At 74.2% G+C, this 21,825-nt stretch carries 21 protein-coding genes; 8 read left to right on the top strand and 13 right to left on the bottom strand.

What is annotated here, in order from left to right; all coding sequences use genetic code 11:
• Positions 1-176: 176 nt before the first annotated feature.
• The 5 genes from AB0K65_RS25335 to AB0K65_RS25355 form a co-directional block, all read right to left on the bottom strand.
• Positions 177-1,073: a universal stress protein gene (locus AB0K65_RS25335; RefSeq protein WP_365720257.1), complete on the bottom strand. Its 897-nt coding sequence runs from the start codon at positions 1,071-1,073 to the stop codon at positions 177-179.
• Positions 1,074-1,285: 212 nt separating this feature from the next.
• A complete protein-coding gene (locus AB0K65_RS25340) occupies positions 1,286-2,665 on the bottom strand; it encodes an acyl-CoA dehydrogenase family protein (protein ID WP_365720259.1) in 1,380 nt (459 codons plus the stop codon).
• A gap of 136 nt (positions 2,666-2,801) precedes the next feature.
• Positions 2,802-3,260 carry an Rrf2 family transcriptional regulator gene (locus AB0K65_RS25345; RefSeq protein WP_365720261.1) on the bottom strand — a complete coding sequence of 153 codons (459 nt, stop codon included), beginning with the start codon at positions 3,258-3,260 and terminating at the stop codon, positions 2,802-2,804.
• A gap of 143 nt (positions 3,261-3,403) precedes the next feature.
• Positions 3,404-3,844, bottom strand: coding sequence for a hypothetical protein (locus AB0K65_RS25350; protein WP_365720263.1), 441 nt, complete (start codon positions 3,842-3,844; stop codon positions 3,404-3,406).
• An 11-nt stretch (positions 3,845-3,855) separates the two neighbouring features.
• The gene (locus AB0K65_RS25355) at positions 3,856-4,032 is read right to left on the bottom strand and encodes a CsbD family protein (RefSeq protein ID WP_365720265.1); all 177 of its coding nucleotides are present in this window, start codon (positions 4,030-4,032) and stop codon (positions 3,856-3,858) included.
• Between the two features lie 174 nt (positions 4,033-4,206).
• On the opposite strand from AB0K65_RS25355, the gene AB0K65_RS25360 reads away from it, so the two are divergent.
• Positions 4,207-4,575 (top strand): CDGSH iron-sulfur domain-containing protein, encoded by a 369-nt coding sequence (locus AB0K65_RS25360; protein WP_365720267.1) that lies wholly within the window; start codon positions 4,207-4,209, stop codon positions 4,573-4,575.
• 76 nt (positions 4,576-4,651) lie between these two features.
• Here AB0K65_RS25360 and AB0K65_RS25365 read toward each other — a convergent pair whose 3' ends face one another.
• Both AB0K65_RS25365 and AB0K65_RS25370 read right to left on the bottom strand, forming a co-directional pair.
• The gene (locus AB0K65_RS25365; protein WP_365720269.1) at positions 4,652-5,836 is read right to left on the bottom strand and encodes a zinc-dependent alcohol dehydrogenase; all 1,185 of its coding nucleotides are present in this window, start codon (positions 5,834-5,836) and stop codon (positions 4,652-4,654) included.
• A 148-nt stretch (positions 5,837-5,984) separates the two neighbouring features.
• Positions 5,985-7,034 carry an NAD-dependent epimerase/dehydratase family protein gene (locus AB0K65_RS25370; RefSeq protein WP_365720271.1) on the bottom strand — a complete coding sequence of 350 codons (1,050 nt, stop codon included), beginning with the start codon at positions 7,032-7,034 and terminating at the stop codon, positions 5,985-5,987.
• Between the two features lie 105 nt (positions 7,035-7,139).
• On the opposite strand from AB0K65_RS25370, the gene AB0K65_RS25375 reads away from it, so the two are divergent.
• Positions 7,140-7,382 (top strand): DUF5133 domain-containing protein, encoded by a 243-nt coding sequence (locus AB0K65_RS25375; protein WP_365720273.1) that lies wholly within the window; start codon positions 7,140-7,142, stop codon positions 7,380-7,382.
• Positions 7,383-7,450: 68 nt separating this feature from the next.
• Here the strand turns inward: AB0K65_RS25375 and AB0K65_RS25380 are convergent, their stop codons facing one another.
• From AB0K65_RS25380 to AB0K65_RS25390, 3 genes are read right to left on the bottom strand one after another with little or no spacing between them, the layout of a single operon-like run.
• Positions 7,451-8,311, bottom strand: coding sequence for a metallophosphoesterase (locus tag AB0K65_RS25380; RefSeq protein ID WP_365720275.1), 861 nt, complete (start codon positions 8,309-8,311; stop codon positions 7,451-7,453).
• Positions 8,308-8,562, bottom strand: coding sequence for a BON domain-containing protein (locus AB0K65_RS25385; protein WP_365720277.1), 255 nt, complete (start codon positions 8,560-8,562; stop codon positions 8,308-8,310). Before AB0K65_RS25385 ends, AB0K65_RS25380 begins: the two co-directional genes overlap by 4 nt.
• Complete coding sequence (locus AB0K65_RS25390) at positions 8,549-9,346, bottom strand: nucleotidyltransferase family protein (RefSeq protein WP_365720279.1); 798 nt, start codon at positions 9,344-9,346, stop codon at positions 8,549-8,551. The genes AB0K65_RS25385 and AB0K65_RS25390 overlap by 14 nt, the downstream gene beginning before the upstream one ends.
• A 178-nt stretch (positions 9,347-9,524) precedes the next feature.
• Here AB0K65_RS25390 and AB0K65_RS25395 point away from each other — a divergent pair, with 178 nt between their 5' ends.
• On the top strand, positions 9,525-9,914 hold the full coding sequence (locus AB0K65_RS25395; RefSeq protein WP_365720281.1) for an STAS domain-containing protein: 390 nt from the start codon (positions 9,525-9,527) through the stop codon (positions 9,912-9,914).
• Between the two features lie 48 nt (positions 9,915-9,962).
• The gene (locus AB0K65_RS25400) at positions 9,963-10,454 is read left to right on the top strand and encodes an ATP-binding protein (protein ID WP_365720283.1); all 492 of its coding nucleotides are present in this window, start codon (positions 9,963-9,965) and stop codon (positions 10,452-10,454) included.
• 283 nt (positions 10,455-10,737) lie between these two features.
• Here AB0K65_RS25400 and AB0K65_RS25405 read toward each other — a convergent pair whose 3' ends face one another.
• On the bottom strand, positions 10,738-11,673 hold the full coding sequence (locus tag AB0K65_RS25405) for a SigB/SigF/SigG family RNA polymerase sigma factor (RefSeq protein ID WP_365720285.1): 936 nt from the start codon (positions 11,671-11,673) through the stop codon (positions 10,738-10,740).
• A gap of 132 nt (positions 11,674-11,805) precedes the next feature.
• Here AB0K65_RS25405 and AB0K65_RS25410 point away from each other — a divergent pair, with 132 nt between their 5' ends.
• Positions 11,806-12,297 carry an ATP-binding protein gene (locus AB0K65_RS25410; RefSeq protein WP_365720287.1) on the top strand — a complete coding sequence of 164 codons (492 nt, stop codon included), beginning with the start codon at positions 11,806-11,808 and terminating at the stop codon, positions 12,295-12,297.
• A gap of 359 nt (positions 12,298-12,656) precedes the next feature.
• Positions 12,657-15,635, top strand: coding sequence for a HAMP domain-containing protein (locus AB0K65_RS25415; RefSeq protein WP_365720289.1), 2,979 nt, complete (start codon positions 12,657-12,659; stop codon positions 15,633-15,635).
• 120 nt (positions 15,636-15,755) lie between these two features.
• On the opposite strand, the gene AB0K65_RS25420 is transcribed toward AB0K65_RS25415, so the two are convergent.
• Positions 15,756-18,128: a SpoIIE family protein phosphatase gene (locus tag AB0K65_RS25420; protein ID WP_365720291.1), complete on the bottom strand. Its 2,373-nt coding sequence runs from the start codon at positions 18,126-18,128 to the stop codon at positions 15,756-15,758.
• Between the two features lie 338 nt (positions 18,129-18,466).
• On the opposite strand from AB0K65_RS25420, the gene AB0K65_RS25425 reads away from it, so the two are divergent.
• On the top strand, positions 18,467-18,907 hold the full coding sequence (locus AB0K65_RS25425) for a hypothetical protein (RefSeq protein WP_365720293.1): 441 nt from the start codon (positions 18,467-18,469) through the stop codon (positions 18,905-18,907).
• Positions 18,904-19,941, top strand: a complete 1,038-nt coding sequence (locus tag AB0K65_RS25430) for an iron-containing redox enzyme family protein (protein ID WP_365720295.1) — start codon at positions 18,904-18,906, stop codon at positions 19,939-19,941. The genes AB0K65_RS25425 and AB0K65_RS25430 overlap by 4 nt, the downstream gene beginning before the upstream one ends.
• 155 nt (positions 19,942-20,096) lie before the next feature.
• Here AB0K65_RS25430 and AB0K65_RS25435 read toward each other — a convergent pair whose 3' ends face one another.
• Positions 20,097-21,479 (bottom strand): serine hydrolase, encoded by a 1,383-nt coding sequence (locus tag AB0K65_RS25435; RefSeq protein WP_365720297.1) that lies wholly within the window; start codon positions 21,477-21,479, stop codon positions 20,097-20,099.
• Positions 21,480-21,825 lie beyond the last annotated feature (346 nt).

Raw genomic sequence — 21,825 nt, forward strand, 5'->3', positions numbered from 1 at the left:
AAAACCCCACCCATCCCGGAGTGACTGGCGATCACCCGTGGGCACTCCCCCACCCGCGCGGGGCCCCCGGCCGGGGACCCCTCTCGGCGTCGGCCACCTGTGGGCGCACGCGCCTCACGCGGGCGCCGGTCGGCGGGCGTCGTCCCGTCCCGCGGGCGTCCCTCGCCGCGCGGCCGTCAGTCGTCGTGCGGCACGATGGCCACCGGGCACGGTGCCAGGTGCAGCGCGCCGTGCGCCACCGATCCGATCCGCGGGCCGAGTGCCCCGCGCCGCGCCCGTCGGCCCACCACCAGGAGTCCGGCGTCGCCGGACGAGGAGAGGAGCACCTGGGCCGCGCTCCCGATCTCCACGTGCTCGGTCACCGGCACTCCGGGGAAGCGCTCCCGCCACGGCGCCAGCGCCTCGTGCAGCGCCTTCTCCTCGTACGGGACCAGGCCACCGGCCTCGTCGGCGAGCGCCATCGAACCGGGGCTGTAGGCGTAGAAGGGCGGCAGGCTCCACGCCCGTACCGCTCGGACGGCCGCTCCCCGGGCCGCCGCCGTCTCGAAGGCGAAGCGCAGGGTGGGGGCGCTGTCCTCCGCGCCGCCCTGCTGGCCCACGACGATCACGCCGCGCCGGTGGCCGGCTCCGTCTCCGCCCTCGGGGGCGTCGTCGCCGCCGTGGGCCCGGACGGCGACGACCGGCCGGGTGGCGCCCGCGATGATCTGCTGCCCGTACGAGCCGAGCAGGAAGCCGACGACCGCTCCGTGTCCCCGCGAGCCGGTGACGAGCATCTCCGCCCGCTCCTGCGTGTCGAGGAGCGCGGTGACCGGGCTGTCCGCCACCAGCTCCCCGGTCACGGCCAGACCCGGATACCGCTGGGTGACGGTGGACTCCGCGCCGCGCAGCACCTCCTGTGCGGACCGTTCGAGGCTCTCCGGATCCTGGACGAGCGGGATGTCGAGCGGTTCCCAGCGCCAGGCGTGCACCATGCGCAGCGGGAGTCCGCGGCCCAGCGCCTCGCGGGCGGCCCAGTCGGCCGCGGCGAGGCTCTCCGCCGAACCGTCCACTCCCACGACGATCTCGCGACTCATCAGGATGCCTCCGTACCCTTCGTGGCCCGACGCGGAGCACGGCCCTCAGGACCTGTCCCCGTCCTCCCTCCTCTCCTGTCCCGTCCGGGCCCCTTCGACTCGTCGGCGTGCGGCCGGACCTGACGCCGCGACCGTACGCCGGTCCCGCTGCCGCTGCCGCCGTGGAGCCGACAGGACGGCACGCACGGCCCGGGTGGGCGCCCGGACGCGGTTCAGGGCAGCGTGGTGAGCTGGGGGCGGGGCCCGTGGAGGTAGTGGTCGCCGATGTCGCGGAGCCGGTGGGCGGCGGAGGCGTGAGCCGTGAGGACGCGGGCGTTGCGCCAGAAGCGGTCGAGGCCGGGCCCTCCGCCCGGCTCGTCGGCGGTTCGGGCCGCGTCGACGAGTTCGAGGATCCGGGTGGTGATCAGGATCGCGGCCCTGGCGGTCACGGCCTCGGCTGCGGCGACCAGCACGGCGATGTCGCCGCGCTCCTCGACCCCGAGGGAGCGCTCCGCGAGCAGCCCGTGGGCGAGTGCCTCCGTGGCCCTGTCCACGACCGCGGCCGCGGCGTGGGCGGCCGTGGCCAACTCGCCGTACATCAGGAGGAGGTACGGATCCTGGTCCGTGCCCGCCGCGTACTCGGCGGCGGCCGCGACCGCCGCCGGGTCGGCGGACAGGGGGGCGGCCCGGGTGGCCCGGCTGATGTCGCGGGCTTCGGCGAGGGCGCCCTCGGCGATGCCGAGCGCGACGTGGACCAGGGCGAGCCGCAGAGCCAGCGGGGCCAGCGTCGTGAAGGGCGCCACGGCGTGCTCGTCACGGGGGAGCCTGCCGAGCAGGTGCCCGCTCTCCACCGGGACGCGGTCGAAGCTCACGGTCCCGGCGCCCGCGAGGCGCTGGCCCACGCGGTCACCGCCGGATTCGACGAACACGCCGGGGTCCGCGGGGTCGACCAGCACGACCAGCACGTCACCCGTCGCCGAGCACGGGGCACCCACGACGAGGCGGTCGGCCACCGTGACACCGGAGTCGAACGCGCGCCGGCCGTCGAGGACCCAGCCGCTGCCGGACGGATGAAGGGTGAGGCCCTGGCCGCCGCTTCCCCAGGCCGGTTCGACGCCGCCGGCGAGCAGCCAGCGTTCCCTCGCCGCGCGCACTTCGAGCGTGCCGGGCGCGTCGAGCCGGCCACCGGCGCCCGGGTCGTCGAGCGTGCTGGTGGTGCCGGGGACGTCGGCCGCCGGGGGAGCGTCGAGCGCGTCGGTGGAGGCCGCTGCGGTGCCGAAGAAGCGGCCGCTCCAGGACAGCACGTAGTGATGGGCGAGCAGCTCGCCGATCGAGCTGTCCGCGGCCGAGATCTCCCGCAGCACCCGGCACGCGGCCCGCCAGTCGGCGCCGCGCGGGGCGGGGCCCGGCGGGGTCAGCAGCGCGGGCAGTCCGGCCTCCTGGAGCCGGGCTACCTCGTCGTAGGGGGCCTTGCCCGACCGGTCCCGGGCCAGTGCGTCGACCGCGAGGTCATCGGCCAGCTCGCGGGTGACACGGCGCCAGATCTCCTCGTGTCCCGGACGTTTGATCTGCCGAGGGATGGGGCGTGTCGCTGACTTCTTCGGCGTTCTCACGGCACCTCACTATGATCCCTGTTTCCCCACTGGAATAGTAGGGATAGTGGCAGAGAGGTCGTCCGTTCCCCAAGGGGCGTCCACATGGCGGATGTTCGGATACCGGGGGCCGAGACGGCGGCGGAGTCCCCGGCCCTCAGGGGTTGGTCCAGGCCTCGGGGTCCTCGGCCAGCGCGGTGATGTCCGGAGGCAGCTTCGCCGCCGCCACGTCCGCGAGCGACACACCGTCGAGGACCTGGCGCACGCTGGCCCGCAGCGCGATCCACAGGGGCAGCAGGGATTCGGCGGGGCCGGTGTAGGCCAGCTCCGGAGGGCGCACGCCCCGCACCGACACCAGCGGACCGTCGACGCAGCGGATCACGTCCGCCAGCGAGATCTCCGCCGCCGGGCGGGCCAGCCAGTAGCCGCCGTTGCCGCCGCGCTGGCTCATGACCAGGCCACCCCGCCGCATGTCGCCGAGGATCCCTTCGAGGAACTTGTGGGAGATGTCCTGGCAGTCGGCGATCGCCTCGGCCTTCAGCGGCGCCGTGTCCTGTGCGGCGGCGAGCTGGAGTGCGGCACGCACCGCGTAGTCGGCCCTGGCTGAGATGCGCATGTGCGCATTATCCCGCACCGGGGTGACCGGATTCGTACGCCCGCGCCCGTCGGCCTTCGCCGGGCCGTCCTCTCACGAGGGAGCGCGGTGCGAGCCCGCGGGCTCGCACCGCGCTCGGCGCCGCCGGCGTCGGGCCGACCGGGTCACCAGCTCTTCCTGATCTCGAAGCGGTAGTCGCGCCGGTCGAGGACCCGGCCGTCGCCGTCGACGAGCTCGGCGTAGACCTCGTAGGGGCCTCGCGCCCGGGGGCCGCTCGGCACGCGCTCAGGGGGTAGCGCCAGCTCGTACGGGCCGCCCCGGCGGAAGTCCCCGAGGGTGACCTCCCGGGCTCCCGGCTCGGATCCCGACCTGCTGCGCACGTCCCGCACCCTCAGCCCCGTCACGGACGCTCCCTCCACCCGGAAGCGCACCACGGCGCGGCACTCCGTGCCCTCCTTCACCGTGAAGGGCTCGGAGCGGGTGCCCGCCGCGGGCACCGGCACCGCGATCGCCTCACGCCCGGCGAACTGGAGGGACAGGCCCAGCAGCTCCACGACGAGCCCGCGGACCGGCGCGGACGCGGCGGCACCGGTGAGGGAAGCCATGGGGGTGCCCGCTAATCGTCTCCGTGCTTCTTCATGCGCCGCATGGCCTCGGCCGCCTTGCTCCTGGCCTGGCCGCTCGCCTCTTCCCGGCGCCCTTCCGCCTGCATCTCCCGGTCGTCGACCGCGTCGCCGACGCCCTTCTTGAGTTTGCCCTTCATCTCCTGGGCCTTGCCCTTCGCCTTGCTCATGACGTCGCCCTTCGGGACGGGCCCCTCGTCCGGGGCCAGGTGGTGTCGCCACGCGGCTACCCCGATTCATCCGCACCACTCGCCACCCCCGCCGCGTGCGGCGCCGGGCCCGGCGCATGCCACGGCCCCGAGCGGGCACCTGTGGATGACGGAACCGAGAAGGGTGGTGGGTCCATGTCCGGACCGAGGGAAGCGGCCGCCGAGGTCCCGCGGGTGACACCCGTCGCCGGCGGACCGCTGCTGGTGGAGGGGCCCGTCGAGGTCGTCATGCCGGACGGGACGGTACGGCTGTGCGAGCGGCCCATCGTCGCGCTGTGCACCTGTCGGCGGACGCTCCGCGCCCCGTTCTGCGACACCAGCCACCGCAGCCGCACCCGGCGGGACCGCCGGCCCCCTGACGGCAAGGACGGCAAGGACGCCAAGGACGGCAAGGACGGCAGGGGCGCAAAGGACGGCAAGGACGCGAAGGACGTCCGGGACGCCGAGGGCCCGGCGGGCGGCGAGGACACCGGGGAGGACGCGCGGCGACGCGGCGAGGGGTGACGCCGGAGCCGAGACGGCGCATGAGAGGGGCGGAGGAAACGGTTCGTACCGTTTCCTCCGCCCCTCTCGTCTCTCCTCACGGGCGCAGCAGCGTCTTCACCATCCCGTCGTCCTTCGACTGGAACGCGGCGTACGCCGCCGGTCCCTCCTCCAGCGGCAGCACATGGGTAGCGAAGCCCTCCACGCCCAGCGGGTCGCCGTCGGTGAGGAGCGGAAGGATCTCGTCGACCCACCGCCGGACGTTGGCCTGGCCCATCCGGAGCTGGATCTGCTTGTCGAAGAGGGTGAGCATCGGCAGGGGATCCGTCATCCCGCCGTACACGCCCACGACCGAGATCGTGCCGCCGCGCCGTACGACGTCGATCGCCGTGTGCAGGGCCTGCAGGCGGTCCACCCCGGCGAACTCCATCAGCCGCTGCGCGACCGCGTCCGGCAGCATGCCGGTGACCCGCTGCGCCGCCTTCGCCACCGGCGAACCGTGGGCCTCCATGCCGACGGCGTCGATCACGGCGTCGGTGCCGCGGCCGCCGGTCATGTCCCGGATCACGTCGGCCAGATCGGACCCGTGCTCGCGCAGGTCCAGGACCGTCACCCCGCGCGCGGCGGCGCGCTGGAGCCGCTCCGGCACGAGATCCACGCCGATGACCAGCCGGGAGCTCTCGTGCAGCGCGATACGGGTGGCCATCTCGCCGATCGGACCGAGCCCGAGCACGGTGAGCGAGCCGTCGGCGGGCACGTCCGCGTACCGCACCGCCTGCCAGGCGGTGGGCAGCACGTCCGAGAGATAGACGAACCGCTCGTCGGGCGGCCCGTGCGGCACCTTCACGGGCAGCCAGTCCGCGAAGGGAACCCGCAGGAACTGGGCCTGGCCACCGGGCACCTGCCCGTACAGCTTGGTGTACCCGAAGAGCGAAGCCCCCTTGCCGTGGGCGCGCACCTGCGTCGTCTCGCACTGCGAATGCAGGCCGCGCCCGCACATGAAGCACTGCCCGCAGGAGACGTTGAACGGGACGACGACACGGTCACCCGGCGCCAGGGTCGTGACCTGCGGGCCGGCTTCGACGACCACGCCCATGGGCTCGTGCCCGAGGATGTCCCCCGGGTCGAGGAACGGTCCCAGCGTCTCGTACAGATGGAGATCGGAACCGCAGATACCGGTCGACGTGATGCCCACGATGACGTCCGTGGGTTCCTCGATCTTCGGGTCGGGCACGGTGTCCACGCGGACGTCGCGCCTCCCGTGCCAAGTCAGCGCCCGCATGGGACACCTCCTCCTGGTAGACCTTCGCTGTCGCTCTTTGCTGCGGCCCTGTGTGTGCCGTGGGCGAGTGCCCATGAGCGGCGCGGCGAAACGACCGGCCGGGACGGGCCCGCCGGACCGCCGCTCCAGGCTGCTTCGCCCGGGCGCGTCAGCCGATCCGGCGGCCGGTGAGCGGCGCCGTCGCGTCGCCGCCGCCGGTCCGTACCCCCCGCAGGAAGGCGCCCAGCGCCTCCACGGAACTCATCGTCGGCTCCCAGCCCAGCTCCTCGCGAGCCCGGTCCGTCGCCATGACGGGCAGGCGCAGGACGGCGTCGAACAGGTCCGGCGACGCGGGGGCCACACGGAGCCTCCAGGCCGCCGACAGCGCCCCGCGCACGGCCCCCTTGGGGACCTTCACGGTCCGCGCGTCCAGCAGCTCCGCCAGAATCCCGGCGTCGATCACCGGGTCCGCCGCGAGGTTGAAGGCGCCCCGGACGTCGCGCAGCAGGGCCCGTCGGTAGGCGTCGGCCGCGTCGTCGGTGTGCAGGGTCTGGAACCGCAGCCCCTCGAACTCCGGGACGAGCGGCAGCAGCTCGGGACGCAGCAGGCCGCCGGGGAAGAAGCGCCCGGCGAAGATCCGGCGCTGCTCGCTCGCCGACTCCTCCTTGAAGAGGAAGCCGGGGCGCATCCGCACGACCCGGGTCAGTGGGTGATCGCGCTCGAAGGTGTCGAGGACCCGCTCGAGGTACGCCTTCTCCCGGGTGTACGCGGCGCCGGGCCAGCCGTGCGTCGGCCAGGACTCCGAGACGCCCGCCCCCGTCTTGGGGCCGGGGGAGTACGCCCCGACGGACGAGGCGTGCACCAGCACGGGCACCCGCCCCTCCGCGACCGCGTGGAAGACGCGCAGCGACCCGAGGACGTTGGACCGCCAGGTCTCGGCCGGGTCGTGGGTCGGCTGGAAGCGCCAGGCGAGGTGGACGACGGCGTCGGCGTCCTCGAGGTACTGGGCGAGCCGCGGCTCGTCCCGTTCTAGGGAGAGGTCCACCTCCGCCCACCGCGTCTTGGGAAGCGTCAACCGGGGGGTGCGGCGGGCCAGTCCGAGGACGGAGGCGACCCGCTGCTCGCGGGCGAGCGCGCGGACCACGCTCGTGCCGACGTTGCCGGTGGCGCCGGTGACGACCACCCTGAGGCCGTCGCTCGGGTTCGTGCTCGCGTTCATGGGATCGGCCTTCCGTTACACATCGTGTCCGAACGGGTCGCGCGGGTGACCGTCCGACCGGACTATGGAGCAATGGAGGGAAGGGGGGCGCGTCAGGAGGACACGATGTTGCTGCCCGACAAGAACACGATCGACCGGCTGCTCCGGAACTACCGCGACCAGGAGCGCGTGGTCCTGGCCAGGCCCGGAGACCTGTCGACGCGCAGGAGTTTCGAGGACACGGCGTACACGCTGTGCGTCCTGATGGGGGAGCGGACGGCGCGCGAGGCGGTGCACGCGGCCGAGCGCTACGTCGGCGGCGTCGGCTCCGCGCCCCGGCAGGCCCTGGAGGGCCTTCCCGGTTCCTGAACCCGGCAGGACGCGGAGGGCCGTACCGGCTCGCGGCCCCGGCCCTCCGCCCCTTCCGGGCGTTCCGCTCACGACGACCGGTCTCCGGCCGTCGCCCGGACCCCGGCGCTCGCCAGATCCCCGGCCGAGGCGTCGGTCCCGGCGCCGGCCACCCGGTCGTCCGCCGGTCCCGAGCCGTCGAGCGGCAGGTGGTAGACGGCGTACGCCCGGCCGATCACCGGCTGGGCCACGTTCCGCACGCGGATCCCGCCCGCCGTCATGCCGTGCTCCACGCCCATGTGGGCATGGCCGTGCACGGCCAGGTCCGCGCCGCCCTCGTCCATGGCCTCGGCCAGCAGATAGCTGCCGAGGAACGGGAAGATCTCCGGCGGCTCGCCGGCCAGCGTGTCCGGCACGGGCGCGAAGTGCGTCAGGGCGATCCTCGCCCGGCAGCCCTCGTCCGCCAGTTCGCCCAGGGCGCGGCGCAGCCCGTCCGCGCTGCGCCGGGTGTAGCGCACGAACGACTTCATCTCGGGCTCCCCGAACTCGCCGGCGCTGCGCCCCGCGAAGCCGCCGCAGAAGCCCTTCGTGCCGGCGACGCCGATCCTGTGCCCCCCGACGTCGAGCACCGCCGCCGATCCCTCGAGGACCGTGACCCCCGCGGACCGGAGGGTGTCCGCCACGTCCTCCTCCTGGTCGGAGTGGTAGTCGTGGTTGCCGAGGACGGCCACCACGGGCACCTCCAGGCCGGTGACCTCCCCGGCCACGACCTCGGCCTCCTCCACCGTCCCGTGGCAGGTCAGGTCACCCGCGAGGAGCAACAGGTCGGCTCGCTCGTGAAGGGTCTCGAAAGCCGGCCGCAGCAGGCCGTGGCTGTCCGGGCCGAGATGGATGTCCCCGACGGCCGCCACCCGTACGACATCGCCGCGCCCGCCCGTCTCCGCGCTCATCGCAACTCCTCGGACCGGTCGGGTGCGTCCGCGCACACGACGACGAGGTCGGCGCGCACCGGCGCTCCGCCCAGCTCCTCGCCCGCGATCCGCAGGATCTCGTCCCGCCGCGCCGCCGTGGGCACCGTGCCCGACAGCAGCACCGCGCCTCCGCGCATCTCGATGCGTACGCCCAGCTCGGCGACCTCGTCGCCCGCGAGGCGGTCCCGCAGATGGGCGATGCGGTACTCGCCCTCGTCAGCGTCCTTCATCGGTCGTCTCCCTCCGGGGGATGACGTCCAGCCGTTCCAGCAGGTACAGGAAGGCGTCGGGCATCGGATCGGCCCCGTGCTCGCGGCGCACCCGGTCCCAGTCCACGCGCTCGCGCAGGCCGCGGGCGACCGGGAGCAGCGCCCCGAAGTCGCAGTGGTGCTCGGAGAGCGCGGCCAGCCGGCTGCTGATGAGATCGGTGGGCGCGAGGACGGGCATGTGGACGGAGTCGACCGGCAGGGGCTTGGCCCGCTCCAGCAGCTCCGTCGTCACCGGCCGGTCGGCGAGCGCGAAGATCAGGTCGATCTGCTCTCCGCCGGCCCTCGCCTTCACCAGCCAGTCCTCGGGCGGTTCGATGATCTGGACGCCGTTCTCCTCGAGGATGCGGACGACGGCCTCCGCGTCCTCGCGGCGCAGGGCGAAGTCCGTGTCGTGCTGGAGCCTGACGGGAATGCCGTGGGCGTACGCCGCCACGCTTCCGACCAGCGCGAACGGCAGGCCCGACGTCTTGAGCAGCGCCGCCACCTGCTTGGTGGTCTCCAGGATCGCCTGGGTGTGGTCCGGCGGGAGGTTTCCCGGTGCGTGGTACGTCTCGCCGCGGTCGCCGGTGCCGACGACGGGGGAGACGGCCGGCCGGTCCGCGTGCGAGGCGGGGGCGTCCGGCGGGGCGGTCTCCGGCGACGCGCTCTCCGGCGGTGCGGGGCTCGACGCCGTGCCGTCCGGCGCGCTGCCGTTCGAGCCGGTCCGGTGGGCGTTGTGCCGGGCCGGGCCTTCCATCAGGTTCATGGCCGGTTACTCCGTCCTGAGGTCCAGGGGGGCGGGGGCCTTACGGGTACCCAGTCGATCGAAAATGATCCGTGCTCGCATCCGGGGCGATTCGGGCCGATCGTCGAGTTTCCGGGCGTGAGGTGGGTAGAAGCAGCGGGCGTGGCGCGAAAGAGCGCGAACGGAAGGCGGTGACCCCATGGACGCCGAGCGGTTCGCCGTCGAGACCCTCCCCGGGCAGGAGCCCGGTGCCGTGGTTCTGGCGGTGCGGGGAGAGCTGGACCACGACACCGCGGACACGCTGCGAGCGGCACTGGACGAGCAGGCCGGCGCGGTCGGCGACGGGGCCGCACGCGGGACGGGCGCGAGCCGGATCGTCGTCGACTGCACGGCTCTGACGTTCTGCGACTCGTCCGGCCTGAACGTGCTTCTGAGATCCCGCCTCCAGGCGCTTGAGGCGGGACGGAGCGTGGAGCTGGCGGGCCTGAGGCCGCCGGTGTCGCGGATGTTCGAGATCACGGGGGCGCGCAGCGTGTTCCGGGTGTACGAGGACGTCTCCGAGGCGCTGACGGGCCGCAGGACGGGATAGGGCACGGGCCCGGGGCGGCATGCCGGGCGTACGAGGGCGGAGGTACCCATGGACCAGGAAGCCGCGGACAGCGGACCCGTCGGCGGGGTACACGAGAGCCGGATGTCCGGCGGTGGGGCCCGGCAGGGCCAGGTCCGGCGGCTTCTGCTCTTCGGCACCCGGGGAGTGGTCACGCGGTGCCGGGACTTCACCGCCGAGGCCCTGGCCGACTGGGGCTGGACCCCGGCGAGGACGGAGGAGGCGCAGGAGCGCGTGGACGACGTGCTGCTGCTGGTCTCCGAGGTGGTCACCAACGCCTGCCTGCACGCCGACGGCCCCGAGGAGCTGGTGCTGCACCACGACGGCGAACGGCTGCGGGTCGAGGTAGCCGACGGCAATCCGGAGCGCCCGGCCCGGCGCCGGCCGCGGGCCGCGTCACTACCCGGCGGACACGGGCTGATGGTCCTGGACCGCCTGGCGGGGGACTGGGGCTCGGAGCCGCGCGAGGGCGGCAAGGTGGTGTGGCTGGAGGTCCGCCGCCCGCCCGGCGCGCCCTCGTAAAACCACGCTCGCCCGTACACGCCCCGGGCCCGCCCGTACACGCCCCGGGACTGACCCGTACACGCCTCCGTCTCGCCGGTACGCGGGCCCTGACGCACTGCTCGGTGCCGGGGGAGCGTACGGGCGCGGCGGCTCCCGTTCACGCGGGCGGGCTCAGGAAGCCGCCCGGGATCGGGTCCCTGAACCCTGCTGCCCGCCGCCTTCGGAGCGGGGCCCGGGCCCTGCGGGCGCCTCCGGCCGGGCAGCGCGCCCGGGTGCGCTCGACGGGTGTTCCGGCGTGCGCTCAGTCGTCCGCCGCGTCCTCCAGCAGGCCGGTCCTCAGTTCGTCGAGGATCCGGGCCAAGAGCCGGGATATGTGCATCTGGGAGAGGCCGAGACGCTCGCCGATCTCCGACTGGGTGAGTTCGTCGCCGAAGCGCAGGGAGAGGATGTGCCGGTCGCGTTCGTCCAGGCGGGCGATCAGGGGCTTCAGCGACTCCAGGCAGTCGATCAGCTCGAACGACCGCTCCTCCTCGCCCAGGCGCCGCGCTCCGGCGGTGAGCGTCGTCTCCTCGTCGCCGACCGGTGTGTCCAGGGAGCGGGCCACGTAGCCGTTCGCCGCCTGCTCGCCCTCGGCCACGCACTCCTCGTCGACGTGCAGGTGCGCGGCGAGCTCCGCACGGCTCGGGCGCCTCCCCAGATCCTGTTCCAGCGTGTCGATCGCCTTGGCCAGCTCGATGCGCAGTTCCTGGAGCCGGCGCGGCACCTGGACGGCCCAGCTGGTGTCCCGGAAGAAGCGCTTCATCTCGCCCACGATGGTGGGCAGCGCGAAGGCCGAGAACTCCACGGCGCGGCTGGTCTCGAACCGGTCGATCGCCTTGATCAGTCCGATCGTGCCGACCTGGATGATGTCCTCGGTGGGCTCCGCGCGGTTCTTGAAGCGCCGCGCGGCGAACTTCACCAGGCTGAGGTTGAGCTCGACGAGCGTGTTCCGCACGTACGCGTGCTCCGCCGTGCCCTCCTCCAGCGACTCCAGTCGGGTGAACAGCGCCAGGGAGAGGTTCTGCGCGTCGGCCGTGCTCACCTCGGTGGGCCGGTCGATCTCGGGCAGGCCGTCCAGCGCCCGTCGCCGTACGCCGGCCGGCCCCGTGCTCTCCACGTGCGGCGCGTCGGCCCCGTTCGGCTCCGCCAGGAGGGACGGTGCGGAGACGGGGCGGTGGCTGATGTGCGAAGTGGACATGATGCTCCCTCGACGGGTGGCGCGGCTCCTCGCCTTCCGGGTCGGACGGCCAGGAGCGATCCTTCGAGCGTCCTTCCCGAAAGATTCCCGTTTGAGGGGAATCAACACCATTTGTCAGGGAAACCGGGACGTATGTCCACCTGGCAGCAGGGCGACACGAGCCGGGCCCGGCGCTTCCCGCTCACCGGCGAGCCGGGCGTCGTGGCCCACTGCCGGGACGTCACGCGCCAGGCGCTGCGGGAGTGGTTCGGAGCGGCCGGGGCCTCGGGGCTCGCCGCCGTGGAGGACGCTCTGCTGCTCGTCTCCGAGGTCGTCACCAACGCCTGCACCCACGGCGGCAGGCCGTACGAGCTGAGCCTGGACCACACGTACGGGCGCCTCCTGGTCCAGGTCAGCGACACCAGCCCGGTGCGCCCCCACCCCCACGGTCCGCACCGGGCGACGCGGTCCTCCGGGCACGGCCTGTACCTGCTGGACCGGCTCTCGGCGGCGTGGGGCTGTCTGCCGCGATCCGGGGGCAAAGCGGTCTGGTTCGAGGTCGACGTCCGGCGCGGTCCGGCCCCCGAAGGCCCGGGCCGCGCCGGACCGGTCCGTCCCCCGGTGCCTCCCGCTGACCGGCCGTGACTCCTCCCCGGCCCGCCCCGGTGCGCTCGTCCGGGCCTGGCCCCGCGCGCTCGCCCGGCCTGGCCCCCGGGTCCGCCCCCGTGCGCTCGTCCGGCCCGCTCCCCGGGCCCGCCTCGCAGGGAACGCCCGGCACGCACGCTGGCTCCGCTGCCGGTCGTCGGCGCGGCCCGCTGCGCCGCCCCCCTGCGCCCGGCGGCGCGGGAGGTGCCCCACCCTCCGCCTGCGATCGCCCGCGCCCGACGCCCCGCCCGCGACCTCCGTGCGGACGGCGCTCCTTTCGACATACGCCCTAGAGTGGAGAAGCGAACCGGGCCGCCGCGGTGCACCCCGTACCGCTCCCGTGTCGCCGCGAGGCCGAGATGGACGAATCCCCCCGCATCACTCCCACCCCTTCCGGCGGGGCCGCCGAGCGGTCGGCCGGGCCGGGCGAGGACGGGCTCCGCGAGCTGCTGGCAGGACTCACCGCGGTCCGCGACGGCGACCTGTCCGTGCGGCTGCCCGAAGCCGCCGGCGGCATCCAGGGCCAGATCGCGGCCGTCTACAACGACATGGTCGGCCAGCTCTCGCTGGTCACCTCCGAGGTCACCCGCGTCGCCCGCGAGGTCGGCGGGCAGGGCCTGCTCGGCGGACGCGCCCGGGAGCTGCGGGTGCACGGCGTCTGGCAGGAGCTGACCTCGGGCGTCAACACCATGGCCGACAACCTGACCTCGCAGGTCCGCTCCATCGCCCAGGTCGCCACGGCGGTCGCGGGCGGCGACCTGACCCGGAGGATCCGCGTCGACGCGCGCGGGGAGATCCTGGAGCTGAAGGAGACCATCAACACGATGGTCGACCGGCTCTCCTCCTTCGCGGAGGAGGTCACCCGGGTCGCCCGCGAGGTGGGCACCGAGGGAAAGCTGGGCGGCCAGGCCACCGTCCTCGGTGTCTCCGGCACCTGGAAGGACCTCACCGACAACGTCAACTCCATGGCCGACAACCTCACCAACCAGGTGAGGAACATCGCCCAGGTCACCACGGCCGTCGCCCAGGGCGACCTCACCAGCCGGATCGACGTCTCCGCGCGGGGCGAGATCCTGGAGCTGAAGACGACCATCAACACCATGGTCGACCAGCTGTCCTCGTTCGCCGCCGAGGTCACCCGCGTGGCCAGGGAGGTCGGCACGGAGGGGAAGCTCGGCGGTCAGGCCGAGGTCGAGGGGGTCTCCGGCACCTGGAAGCGGCTCACCGAGAACGTCAACGAACTCGCCGGGAACCTGACCCGCCAGGTCCGCGCCATCGCCGAGGTGACCAGCGCCGTCGCCGAGGGCGACCTCACCCGCTCCATCGCCGTCGAGGCGCCCGGCGAGGTCGGCGACCTCCGCGACAACATCAACGCCATGGTCGAGTCGCTGCGGGCCACCACCCGGGCCAACGAGGAACAGGACTGGCTCAAGACGAACATCACCCGGATCGCGAGCCGGATGCAGGGCACCCGCGCCCTGCCCGACATCGCGGAGCTGATCATGACCGAGGTGCCGCCCCTCGTCGACGCGCAGTACGGGGCCTTCTTCCTGGCGCAGCACGACGAGCGGGGCACCGCACTGGTCATGACCGCGGCATACGGCCTGCCGGAGGACCCCGGCACCACACCCCGCCGCTTCCGCCTCGGCCAGTCCCTGGTCGGCCAGGCCGCCCGCGACCGGCGCACCCTCGTGGTCGACCGGGTGCCACCGGGCTACGCCACCATCGCCTCCGGCGCGGGCCAGGGCGAACCCGGCATGCTGATCATCCTGCCGATCGTCCTCGAGGACCAGGTCCTGGGGGCCGTGGAACTCGCCTCGCTCCACCCGTTCACCGCCATCCACCGTGACTTCCTCGAACAGTTCGTCGACACCGCGGGGGCGGTCGTCAGCTCCCTCGTCGCCAACCTCCGGACCGACGAACTGCTCGGCCAGTCGCAGCGCCTCACCGACGAACTGCGCTCCAGCTCGGCCGAGCTGCGGGAGCGGCAGCAGGAACTGCAGCGCTCCAACGCCGAGCTGAAGGAGAAGGCGGCCCTCCTCGCCGAGCGCAACAAGGACATCGAGTCCAAGAACCTCGTCATCGAACAGGCGCGCCAGGAGCTCGAGGCGCGCGCCCAGCAGCTCTCCCGTACCTCCATGTACAAGTCCGAGTTCCTCGCCAACATGAGCCACGAGCTGCGCACACCGCTCAACAGCCTGCTGATCCTGGCGCGGCTGCTCGCCCAGAACCCCGAGGGGAACCTGACGGACAAGCAGGTCGACTACGCCGAGGTCATCCACTCCGCGGGCTCGGACCTGCTCCAGCTGATCAACGACATCCTCGATCTGTCGAAGGTCGAGGCGGGCAAGATGGAGATCCGTCCCGAGCCCTTCGCACTGCACCAGTTGCTCGAGTACCTGGAGGCGACCTTCGGGCCGGTGGCCGGCGAGCGGGAGCTGGAGTTCGCGGTCACCGTGGACGCCGGCGTGCCGGACGAGCTGACCACGGACGAGTCGCGGCTGCGCCAGATCCTGCGCAATCTGCTGTCCAACGCGATGAAGTTCACCGACAAGGGGCGGGTCGAGCTGGCCATCGGCCGCGCCGAGGGCGACGACCTTCCGCCCCGGCTGCGCGGAACAGGGTCCGCCCTCGCCTTCCGGGTCAGCGACACGGGCACCGGCATTCCCTCCGAACGTCTGGAGAGCATCTTCGGCGCCTTCCAGCAGGGCGACGGCACCACCGCCCGCAGCTACGGCGGCACCGGCCTCGGACTCTCCATCAGCCGTGAGGTGGCCGGGCTGCTCGGCGGCGCCCTCGATGTGCGGAGCACTCCCGGCCACGGCAGCGTGTTCACCTTCTTCCTCCCCGAGCCCCGGCTCGGGGGCCCGCCGGCGCCGGCCGGCGTGCCGGGACCCGGGGAGGGCGGCCTCGCGGCCGTCGGACGGCCCGTCACGGACCCGGAGGCCGTACCCGACCCCCGCACGGCCGGCCGGACCGTCCTGGTGGTCGACGACGACGGCCGGAACGTCTTCGCCCTCACCGAGGTGCTGGAGGGCCACGGGATCCACGTCCTGCGCGCCGACGGCGGCCGCACGGGGCTGGACCTGCTGAGCAGCCACCCCGAGATCGAACTCGTCCTGATGGACGTCATGATGGCCGGCATGGACGGCTACGCCGCCACGGAGGCGATCCGGTCGCTCCCGGGCCGTGCGGACCTGCCCGTCATCGCGGTGACGGCCAAGGCCATGCCCGGCGACCGCGCCAGGGCCCTGGCGGCCGGCGCCAGCGACTACGTCGCCAAACCCGTCGACGCGGACGAACTCATGACGAAGGTCCGGCAGTGGCTCACCTCCTGACCAGGGCGACGCTGCGCCGAGGACTCACCGCCTGACGGCGCCGCCCGCCGACGGCGGGCCCGTCCCGGCGCGCGTCACCATCGGGGCACGCCCGGCCGTGCGGCCTCGCCCCGGCGTCCGTCAGAGCACCTGCACCGCCACGATGCTCGTGTCGTCGTCCGTGTCCCCGCCGGCCGCGCTCAGCAGGCGGTCCAGCAGCTCGTCCAGCGGATAGCCGCTCTGCCGCTCGGCCTCCGCGACCAGGTGTGCGAGGCCCCGGTCCAGGCCGTCGTGCCGGCGTTCGATCAGCCCGTCCGTGTACAGCAGCAGTGTGTCGCCCGCCCGCAGCCGGGTGCGCCGCTCGCTGTACGTGTATCCCGGCACCGCACCGAGCAGCACGTCACGCGGTGCGTCGAGCAGCCGGGCCTTCCCCTCCCTGATCAGCAGGGGAGGCAGATGGCCGGCGCTCGACCAGACGAAGACGCGGTCCTCGGGCTCGTACAGCGCGCAGACGGCCGTGGCGGTGGGATGGTCCGTGGTGCGCAGGGTCAGCTCGTTCAGCCAGCGCATCAGGCAGCGGGGGGAGTTGCCGGTGAAGGCGAGCCCGCGCTGGGCGTTGCGGAGCGCCACCATGCCGTTGACGGACGTGATGCCGTGGCCCGCGATGTCCCCGACCGCGACGAGGACCTTGCCGCTCGGCAGCGGCAGGACGTCGTACCAGTCGCCGCCGACCCGGTACTCCTCCGCGGCCGGGCGGTAGCGGGCCGCCACCTTCAGACCGGGCAGTTCCTGGAGGTCCGGGACTTCGGGCACGATCGCCTGCTGGAGTTGCAGGGCCAGCCGATGGCGGATCTCGGCACGTCCCTGCACGGCCGTCAGATGGTCGAAGGTCGCGTTGAGCGCCGCCTCGGTACGGCGGCTGGCGGACACGTCCTGGTAGACGCCGGCGATGCCGCTGACGGCGCGCCCGTCGAGCAGCGGTTCGGCCGCCACCCGGACGTGGCGCACGGTCCCGTCGCCGAGGAGGACGCGCAGGACCGTCTGCGCGCCCGTCTGGCGTTCGGTCAGCGCCGTGAGCAGTGCGGTCAGGGCCGAGCCGTCCTCCGGGTGCACCCGCCCCCGCAGCCCGAGCAGGGGGACGGGCTTCTCGTCGCGGGCCATGCCGAAGATCGCGAACGCCTGTTCCGACCAGAGGGTCTCGCCGCCGGTGAGGCTGTCCTGGAAGGTGGCCACGCTCTGCAGACGCGCCACCGCCCGTCCCGCCGCCAGGCCGGGGTCGCTCGCGGTGTGCCACAGCACGACCGTCCGCTCGGCGCCCGCCGGCAGCACCCGGACGTCGAACAGCCGGGGCGAGCCGCTCGCCGGGGCGTCGGCGCCGGGCAGCAGGGCCGCCCGCTGCACGCGGGTGCTGCGGTGGGCGCGGCGCGCGAGGTGGGCCAGGTCGGCGTGGACCACCGGCAGGGCCAGGGCCAGCGAGCGGTCCTCACGCGACGGCGCGGCGCCGATCGCCTCCACCGCTTCGTCGTTGAGGTGCTCGATCGTCGGCGCCGTGGACGTCGGCGGGGTGTGCAGGAGCATCGCCGGGTGGATCAGCGCGTCCAGGACGTCGGCGAGGACGGGAGTGGCCGCGGGGGCCGCCTCCGCGGCGTCGAGGACGGTCCCCGCCACCTCCATGAGCCCCATCAGGGCACGCCGCAGCGGGGTCTCCAGGGTCAGCGGCCCGGGCCAGCACACGAGGGCGAGTCCGGCCGTCGCGCCGCGCACCCGCAGGGGGAGCAGCGCCCGGGCGGAGCGCGGTGACGGACCGGGGAGGACGTCGTCGTGCCCGGCGTCCAGCCAGGCGGGCGAGCCGTCGGCGAGGACCTCCCCGAACAGCCTCGGACCGGCGGGGGGAATCCACTGCCACAGGGCCGCTTCGGCCGCGCCGACGCCGGCGTGTCCCGCGAGCCGCAGACATCCCGAGTCGGCGCGCCGCCAGAGCCAGAGGCTCTCCGCCCCGAACGGGGCGAGGCCGCCTTCCAGCAGGGTGCGGGCGGCCTCGCCGACGGTGTCCGCGGTCTCGGCCGCCGACACGGCGCGGCGGGCCCGCCGCGTCTCGGCGATCCGGCGCGCGGCGGCCCCGGCGGCGTGGTCCGCCGGGGCCTGTGGCAGGGGGCCGGGCCCCGGTCCGTGCACGGGGCCGGCGGTCCCGCCGTCTCCGCCCTCCTCCACGGCCTCCGCCCCGGGACCGAGCGGCGGGCTGAGAGAGGACCCGGCGAGGCTGTTGAGGATGTCGGCGGCGAGGTCCTCCGCCTCCAGGCCGGTGGCATGCGCCAGGGCGTCGAGGTGGGCTGCCGCGTCGGCGGGGGAGGCGCTCAACTGGGCCGCGAGGACGCCGGTGGCCAGGTCGAGGAGGTGCCGACGCGTGCGCTCCGCGCGCAGGCGGCGGATCTCCGCCGTGAGCAGGCCGAGGGTGTCCGGGCCGGACACCGCCTCTCCGGCACCGGGAGGCTTCGCCGCGGGCGTCGCAGTCACGGCTTCTTCGTCCCTCCACGCACCTTCGGCCGAGGCCGTCGTATTCGTTCGGAATACTCCCCATATAGGATTTTCCTACGAGATCATGATGATCTCTCCTGAATCGTCTCACTTTCGGCGGAGAGTGGCGCACCGTGGCCGCGGGTCGCCGCCGTCGCGCGCGGAGCACCGGCCACGTGTCTGAACGGCGCTTCTCCGGGTACTCGCGGCAGCAGAGCCCGAGAACCGGTGCCCCCGGCCGTGTCGGCCGGGGGTGTCGTTCTCGGACCGGCATGCGTGAACAGGGACGGACGGACGGCCCGGATGACACCGGACCGGCCCGCTGGGAGGTGTCGGCGATGGAGGAAGTACGGCTCTCGCCACGCGAGCGGCGCATCCTGGCCGAGATCGAGAGGGATCTGGAGCAGGACCGGGACGACCGGCGCCTCGACGGTGACCTCCGCGACGGCGTGCGGCCGGACGAGGCGGGTCCGGACGAGGCCCGCCCGGCGCGTGGCCGGAGGCCGCGAGGGCGCGGAGCGGCCGGGAGGTCCGCGCGCCCCGGGTTCGCCGGTTCCGGCGCCTCCGCCGCCGACGGACGTCGGCGCGGGGCGAGCGGCCGCAGGGCCGCCTGGGGGACCGCCCTGCTGGGCCTCCTCGCCGTCGCCCTTCTCGTCGCCTCCGTCGTGACCGCGGCGCCCGTCCTGGTCTGGGTGTTCGCGGTGGTCTGGGTCCTCGCCCTGGCCTGCCTGCTGCGCATGGTGATCCGCTGGTCGCGAAAGATGAGGACGAGAACATGAGCAGTGTCACCGAGACGGCCACCGAGGCCGTGGGCCCGGCCGCGGCCGCCCCCCGGCTGCCGTCCGCCCGCGGCGAGGTCTCCGAGGCGGTGCGCGCCCATCTGCGCGGCGACGGCCCGGTGCTGCCCGACGCCGCTGTGACCGGGCGGCTCGACCCGTACGGCGACGACCTCCACCTCGCGCTGCACCTCTGCTACGAGCTCCACTACCGGGGCTTCGCCGGGGTGGCGGACGAGCGGGAGTGGGATCCGGCCCTCCTGGAGCTGCGGTCCCGGCTGGAGACGGGCTTCCTCACCGCCCTGCGCGACGAGTGCGGGGCGACCGACGACGTCGCCGAGGCGCTGGGAGCCCTCCTGATCGAACCGGTTGACGGAACCGGCCCTTCCCACTTCCTCGTCGACCACGGAGAACTGTGGCAGCTCAGGGAGTACGCGGCGCTGCGATCGGTCTACCACCTCAAGGAGGCCGACCCGCACGCCTGGGTGATCCCCCGGCTGCGCGGGCGCGCCAAGGCTTCGATGGTGGCGGTGGAATACGACGAGTTCGGCTGCGGCCGCGCCGAGCGCATGCACGCGCGGCTGTACGCGGAGCTGATGACGGACCTCGGCCTCGACACGACGTACGGCCGGTACGTCGAGGCGGCCGGGGCGCCGACCCTCGCGACCGTCAACCTCATGTCGCTGTTCGGGCTGCACCGCGCCCTGCGGGGGGCGCTCGTCGGTCACTTCGCCTCCGTCGAGATCACCTCCTCGCCCGGCTCCTCCCGGCTCGCGCTCGCCCTCGAACGGGCCGGTGCCGGACCCGCGGCGGTCCGCTTCTACGAGGAGCACGTGGAGGCGGACGCCGTCCACGAGCAGCTGGTCCGCCGCGAGGTCGTCGACGGCCTCCTGGAGGAGGAACCCCACCTCGCGGCGGACGTCGCCTTCGGGATCCAGGCCACCGGGCTCCTGGAGGACCGGCTCGGCGACACCCTGGTGGGGGCCTGGTCCCGGGGTGAGACGGCGCTCCGCCGCCCGCTCGACGCGTGCGAGTGAGCGGGGCGCCGCGCGGTGGAAGCAGCGGCGGTGGCGTGGGCGGCGCCGCCCACGCCACGGGTGCCATGACCAGATCGCGCTCCCCCTATGAGGGACGCGGCTCGTCCACGGGAGCCGGGCGGCCGGGAGCGCGCTCGGCTCCCGCCGTCACGCGCTCAGCTCCCGCCGTCGCCGGTGCCGGCCGAGCGGCGCCGCCACAGCCAGAGCGAGAGAGCCGCGCCGAGGGCTGAACCCACCAGGGCCAGCGGGAGCCCCGCCCACGGACCTGAGGGCACCGGACCGTGCGGACCGCCCTTCTCCGGTCCGGCGTTCCCCGTTCCGCCCTTCTCTGCTCCGCCCTTCTCCGGCCCGGCGTTCCCGTGCCCGGCGGGCAGCGGCTCGGTCAGAGCTGCCACCCGTTCCGACACCGGCGCCGGCCGCGCCGCCGTGGCCGGCGGCCGCGGACTCCCCGGCGCCTTGCCCGCCTCCTGTCCCGGTCCCTTCTGCGCCCCGGCCGCCGGCCGGCCCGCCGCGGCGGCCTCGCCCGTCTCGGGCGCAGGACTCCGCCGGGCCCGCAAGGGCTCCGGGACGAGGGAGCCCACCGGCCGGACCCGGTCCGCCGCGTCGAACCCCCAGTCGAGCAGCGACCTGGCCTCCTCGTACACCGCGCGCCCGCCCGAGCGCGGGTTCATCACCGACACGACCAGCGTGCGCGAGCCTCGGCGCGCGGCGGCGATCAGGGTGTTCCCGGCGCCGCTGGTGTAGCCGTTCTTGATCCCGATGAGCCCCGGGTAGCGCGCCACGCCGTCGGCTCCCGTCAGCAACCGGTTCGTGTTGCGGATGCCGTACGACCACGAGCCCGAGGGGAAGTCGGTGTAGGGCGTCGAGCAGTACCGGACGAACGCCGGGTCCTGGAGCCCCGCCCGGCCGAAGAGGGCCAGGTCGTACGCGGACGAGACCTGCCCCGGCGCGTCGTATCCGTCCGGCGACACCACCCGCGTGTCCCGTGCCCCCAGGGCCCGGGCCTTGTCCTGCATCTGGCGGGTCATCGACTCCCAGCCGCCGCTCATCGCCGCCAGTACGTGGACGGCGTCGTTCCCCGAGCTGAGGAAGACGCCGTTCCAGAGGTCCGACACCTTGTAGGTGTACCCGGGCCGGACACCGACCAGGCTGCTGCCCTGCCCGATCCCCTCCAGCTCCCACTCGTCGACCGTGTGCAGCCGGTCGGCTTCGAGCTGGGGCAGCGCGGTGAGGGCGAAGAGGGCCTTGAGGGTGCTGGCCGGGGGCAGCCGACGGTGGGCGTTGCGCGCCGCCAGGACCTCGCCGGTGGCCACGTCGGCCACCAGCCAGGACCGCGCGGAGGATTCGGGGAGGTCGGGCGCGCCCGGCAGCGGCTGGACCTGGGTCCCGGTGCGGTGCAGCCGGCTCGCGTCGATGAAGCGTGCGGTGGGAGGCGTGGGTTCGGTGGCGGACGAGGCCGTGGCCGCGGGGGCGGGCAGCACGAGCAGCAGCGCCGCGGCACCGGCGGCGGCATGACGGACAGCTGACGTGACGATCATTCAGCCACCGTAGGAAGCGGGGGCTTCCCCCGCAGATCGGAGTGCGCCGACCGGCGTACGACGGCCGCCGCGGCGGAGCACGCCGAACGCGACGCCGACGAGAGCGCCTGCGGCCCTGCGGCTCTGCGGCTCCGCGGTCCAGGGGGCCCTGAGGCGCCTGCGGTCCCTGCCGTCCATAGGGCCCTGGGGCCCTCGGTCCATGCGGTGCTGGAGCCGTCCATGGCGGATGCGGTACTTGTGAACTGTGTGGCCTATGTCGCCCGTGTGGCTCGCATGACACGTGCGGCCCGTGTGGTGCGTGGGCCGTCCGCGATGCCGGCCTGTGTGGTGCGTGGGCCGTCCGCGA

This window comes from Streptomyces sp. NPDC053755 (genome assembly GCF_040677675.1).
GTDB lineage: Bacteria > Actinomycetota > Actinomycetes > Streptomycetales > Streptomycetaceae > Streptomyces.

Excerpts from the sequence above, each read along its gene's own strand:
- AB0K65_RS25360 (WP_365720267.1), top strand. The coding sequence starts at position 4,207 with ATGTCCGGACCGAGGGAAGCGGCCGCCGAGGTCCCGCGGGTGACACCC.
- AB0K65_RS25390 (WP_365720279.1), bottom strand. The coding sequence starts at position 9,346 with ATGAACCTGATGGAAGGCCCGGCCCGGCACAACGCCCACCGGACCGGC.
- AB0K65_RS25430 (WP_365720295.1), top strand. The coding sequence starts at position 18,904 with ATGAGCAGTGTCACCGAGACGGCCACCGAGGCCGTGGGCCCGGCCGCG.
- AB0K65_RS25350 (WP_365720263.1), bottom strand. The coding sequence starts at position 3,844 with ATGGCTTCCCTCACCGGTGCCGCCGCGTCCGCGCCGGTCCGCGGGCTC.
- AB0K65_RS25425 (WP_365720293.1), top strand. The coding sequence starts at position 18,467 with ATGGAGGAAGTACGGCTCTCGCCACGCGAGCGGCGCATCCTGGCCGAG.
- AB0K65_RS25400 (WP_365720283.1), top strand. The coding sequence starts at position 9,963 with ATGGACCAGGAAGCCGCGGACAGCGGACCCGTCGGCGGGGTACACGAG.
- AB0K65_RS25405 (WP_365720285.1), bottom strand. The coding sequence starts at position 11,673 with ATGTCCACTTCGCACATCAGCCACCGCCCCGTCTCCGCACCGTCCCTC.
- AB0K65_RS25355 (WP_365720265.1), bottom strand. The coding sequence starts at position 4,032 with ATGAGCAAGGCGAAGGGCAAGGCCCAGGAGATGAAGGGCAAACTCAAG.
- AB0K65_RS25370 (WP_365720271.1), bottom strand. The coding sequence starts at position 7,034 with ATGAACGCGAGCACGAACCCGAGCGACGGCCTCAGGGTGGTCGTCACC.
- AB0K65_RS25345 (WP_365720261.1), bottom strand. The coding sequence starts at position 3,260 with ATGCGCATCTCAGCCAGGGCCGACTACGCGGTGCGTGCCGCACTCCAG.
- AB0K65_RS25435 (WP_365720297.1), bottom strand. The coding sequence starts at position 21,479 with ATGATCGTCACGTCAGCTGTCCGTCATGCCGCCGCCGGTGCCGCGGCG.
- AB0K65_RS25385 (WP_365720277.1), bottom strand. The coding sequence starts at position 8,562 with ATGAAGGACGCTGACGAGGGCGAGTACCGCATCGCCCATCTGCGGGAC.
- AB0K65_RS25380 (WP_365720275.1), bottom strand. The coding sequence starts at position 8,311 with ATGAGCGCGGAGACGGGCGGGCGCGGCGATGTCGTACGGGTGGCGGCC.
- AB0K65_RS25335 (WP_365720257.1), bottom strand. The coding sequence starts at position 1,073 with ATGAGTCGCGAGATCGTCGTGGGAGTGGACGGTTCGGCGGAGAGCCTC.
- AB0K65_RS25375 (WP_365720273.1), top strand. The coding sequence starts at position 7,140 with ATGTTGCTGCCCGACAAGAACACGATCGACCGGCTGCTCCGGAACTAC.
- AB0K65_RS25395 (WP_365720281.1), top strand. The coding sequence starts at position 9,525 with ATGGACGCCGAGCGGTTCGCCGTCGAGACCCTCCCCGGGCAGGAGCCC.
- AB0K65_RS25365 (WP_365720269.1), bottom strand. The coding sequence starts at position 5,836 with ATGCGGGCGCTGACTTGGCACGGGAGGCGCGACGTCCGCGTGGACACC.
- AB0K65_RS25410 (WP_365720287.1), top strand. The coding sequence starts at position 11,806 with ATGTCCACCTGGCAGCAGGGCGACACGAGCCGGGCCCGGCGCTTCCCG.
- AB0K65_RS25415 (WP_365720289.1), top strand. The coding sequence starts at position 12,657 with ATGGACGAATCCCCCCGCATCACTCCCACCCCTTCCGGCGGGGCCGCC.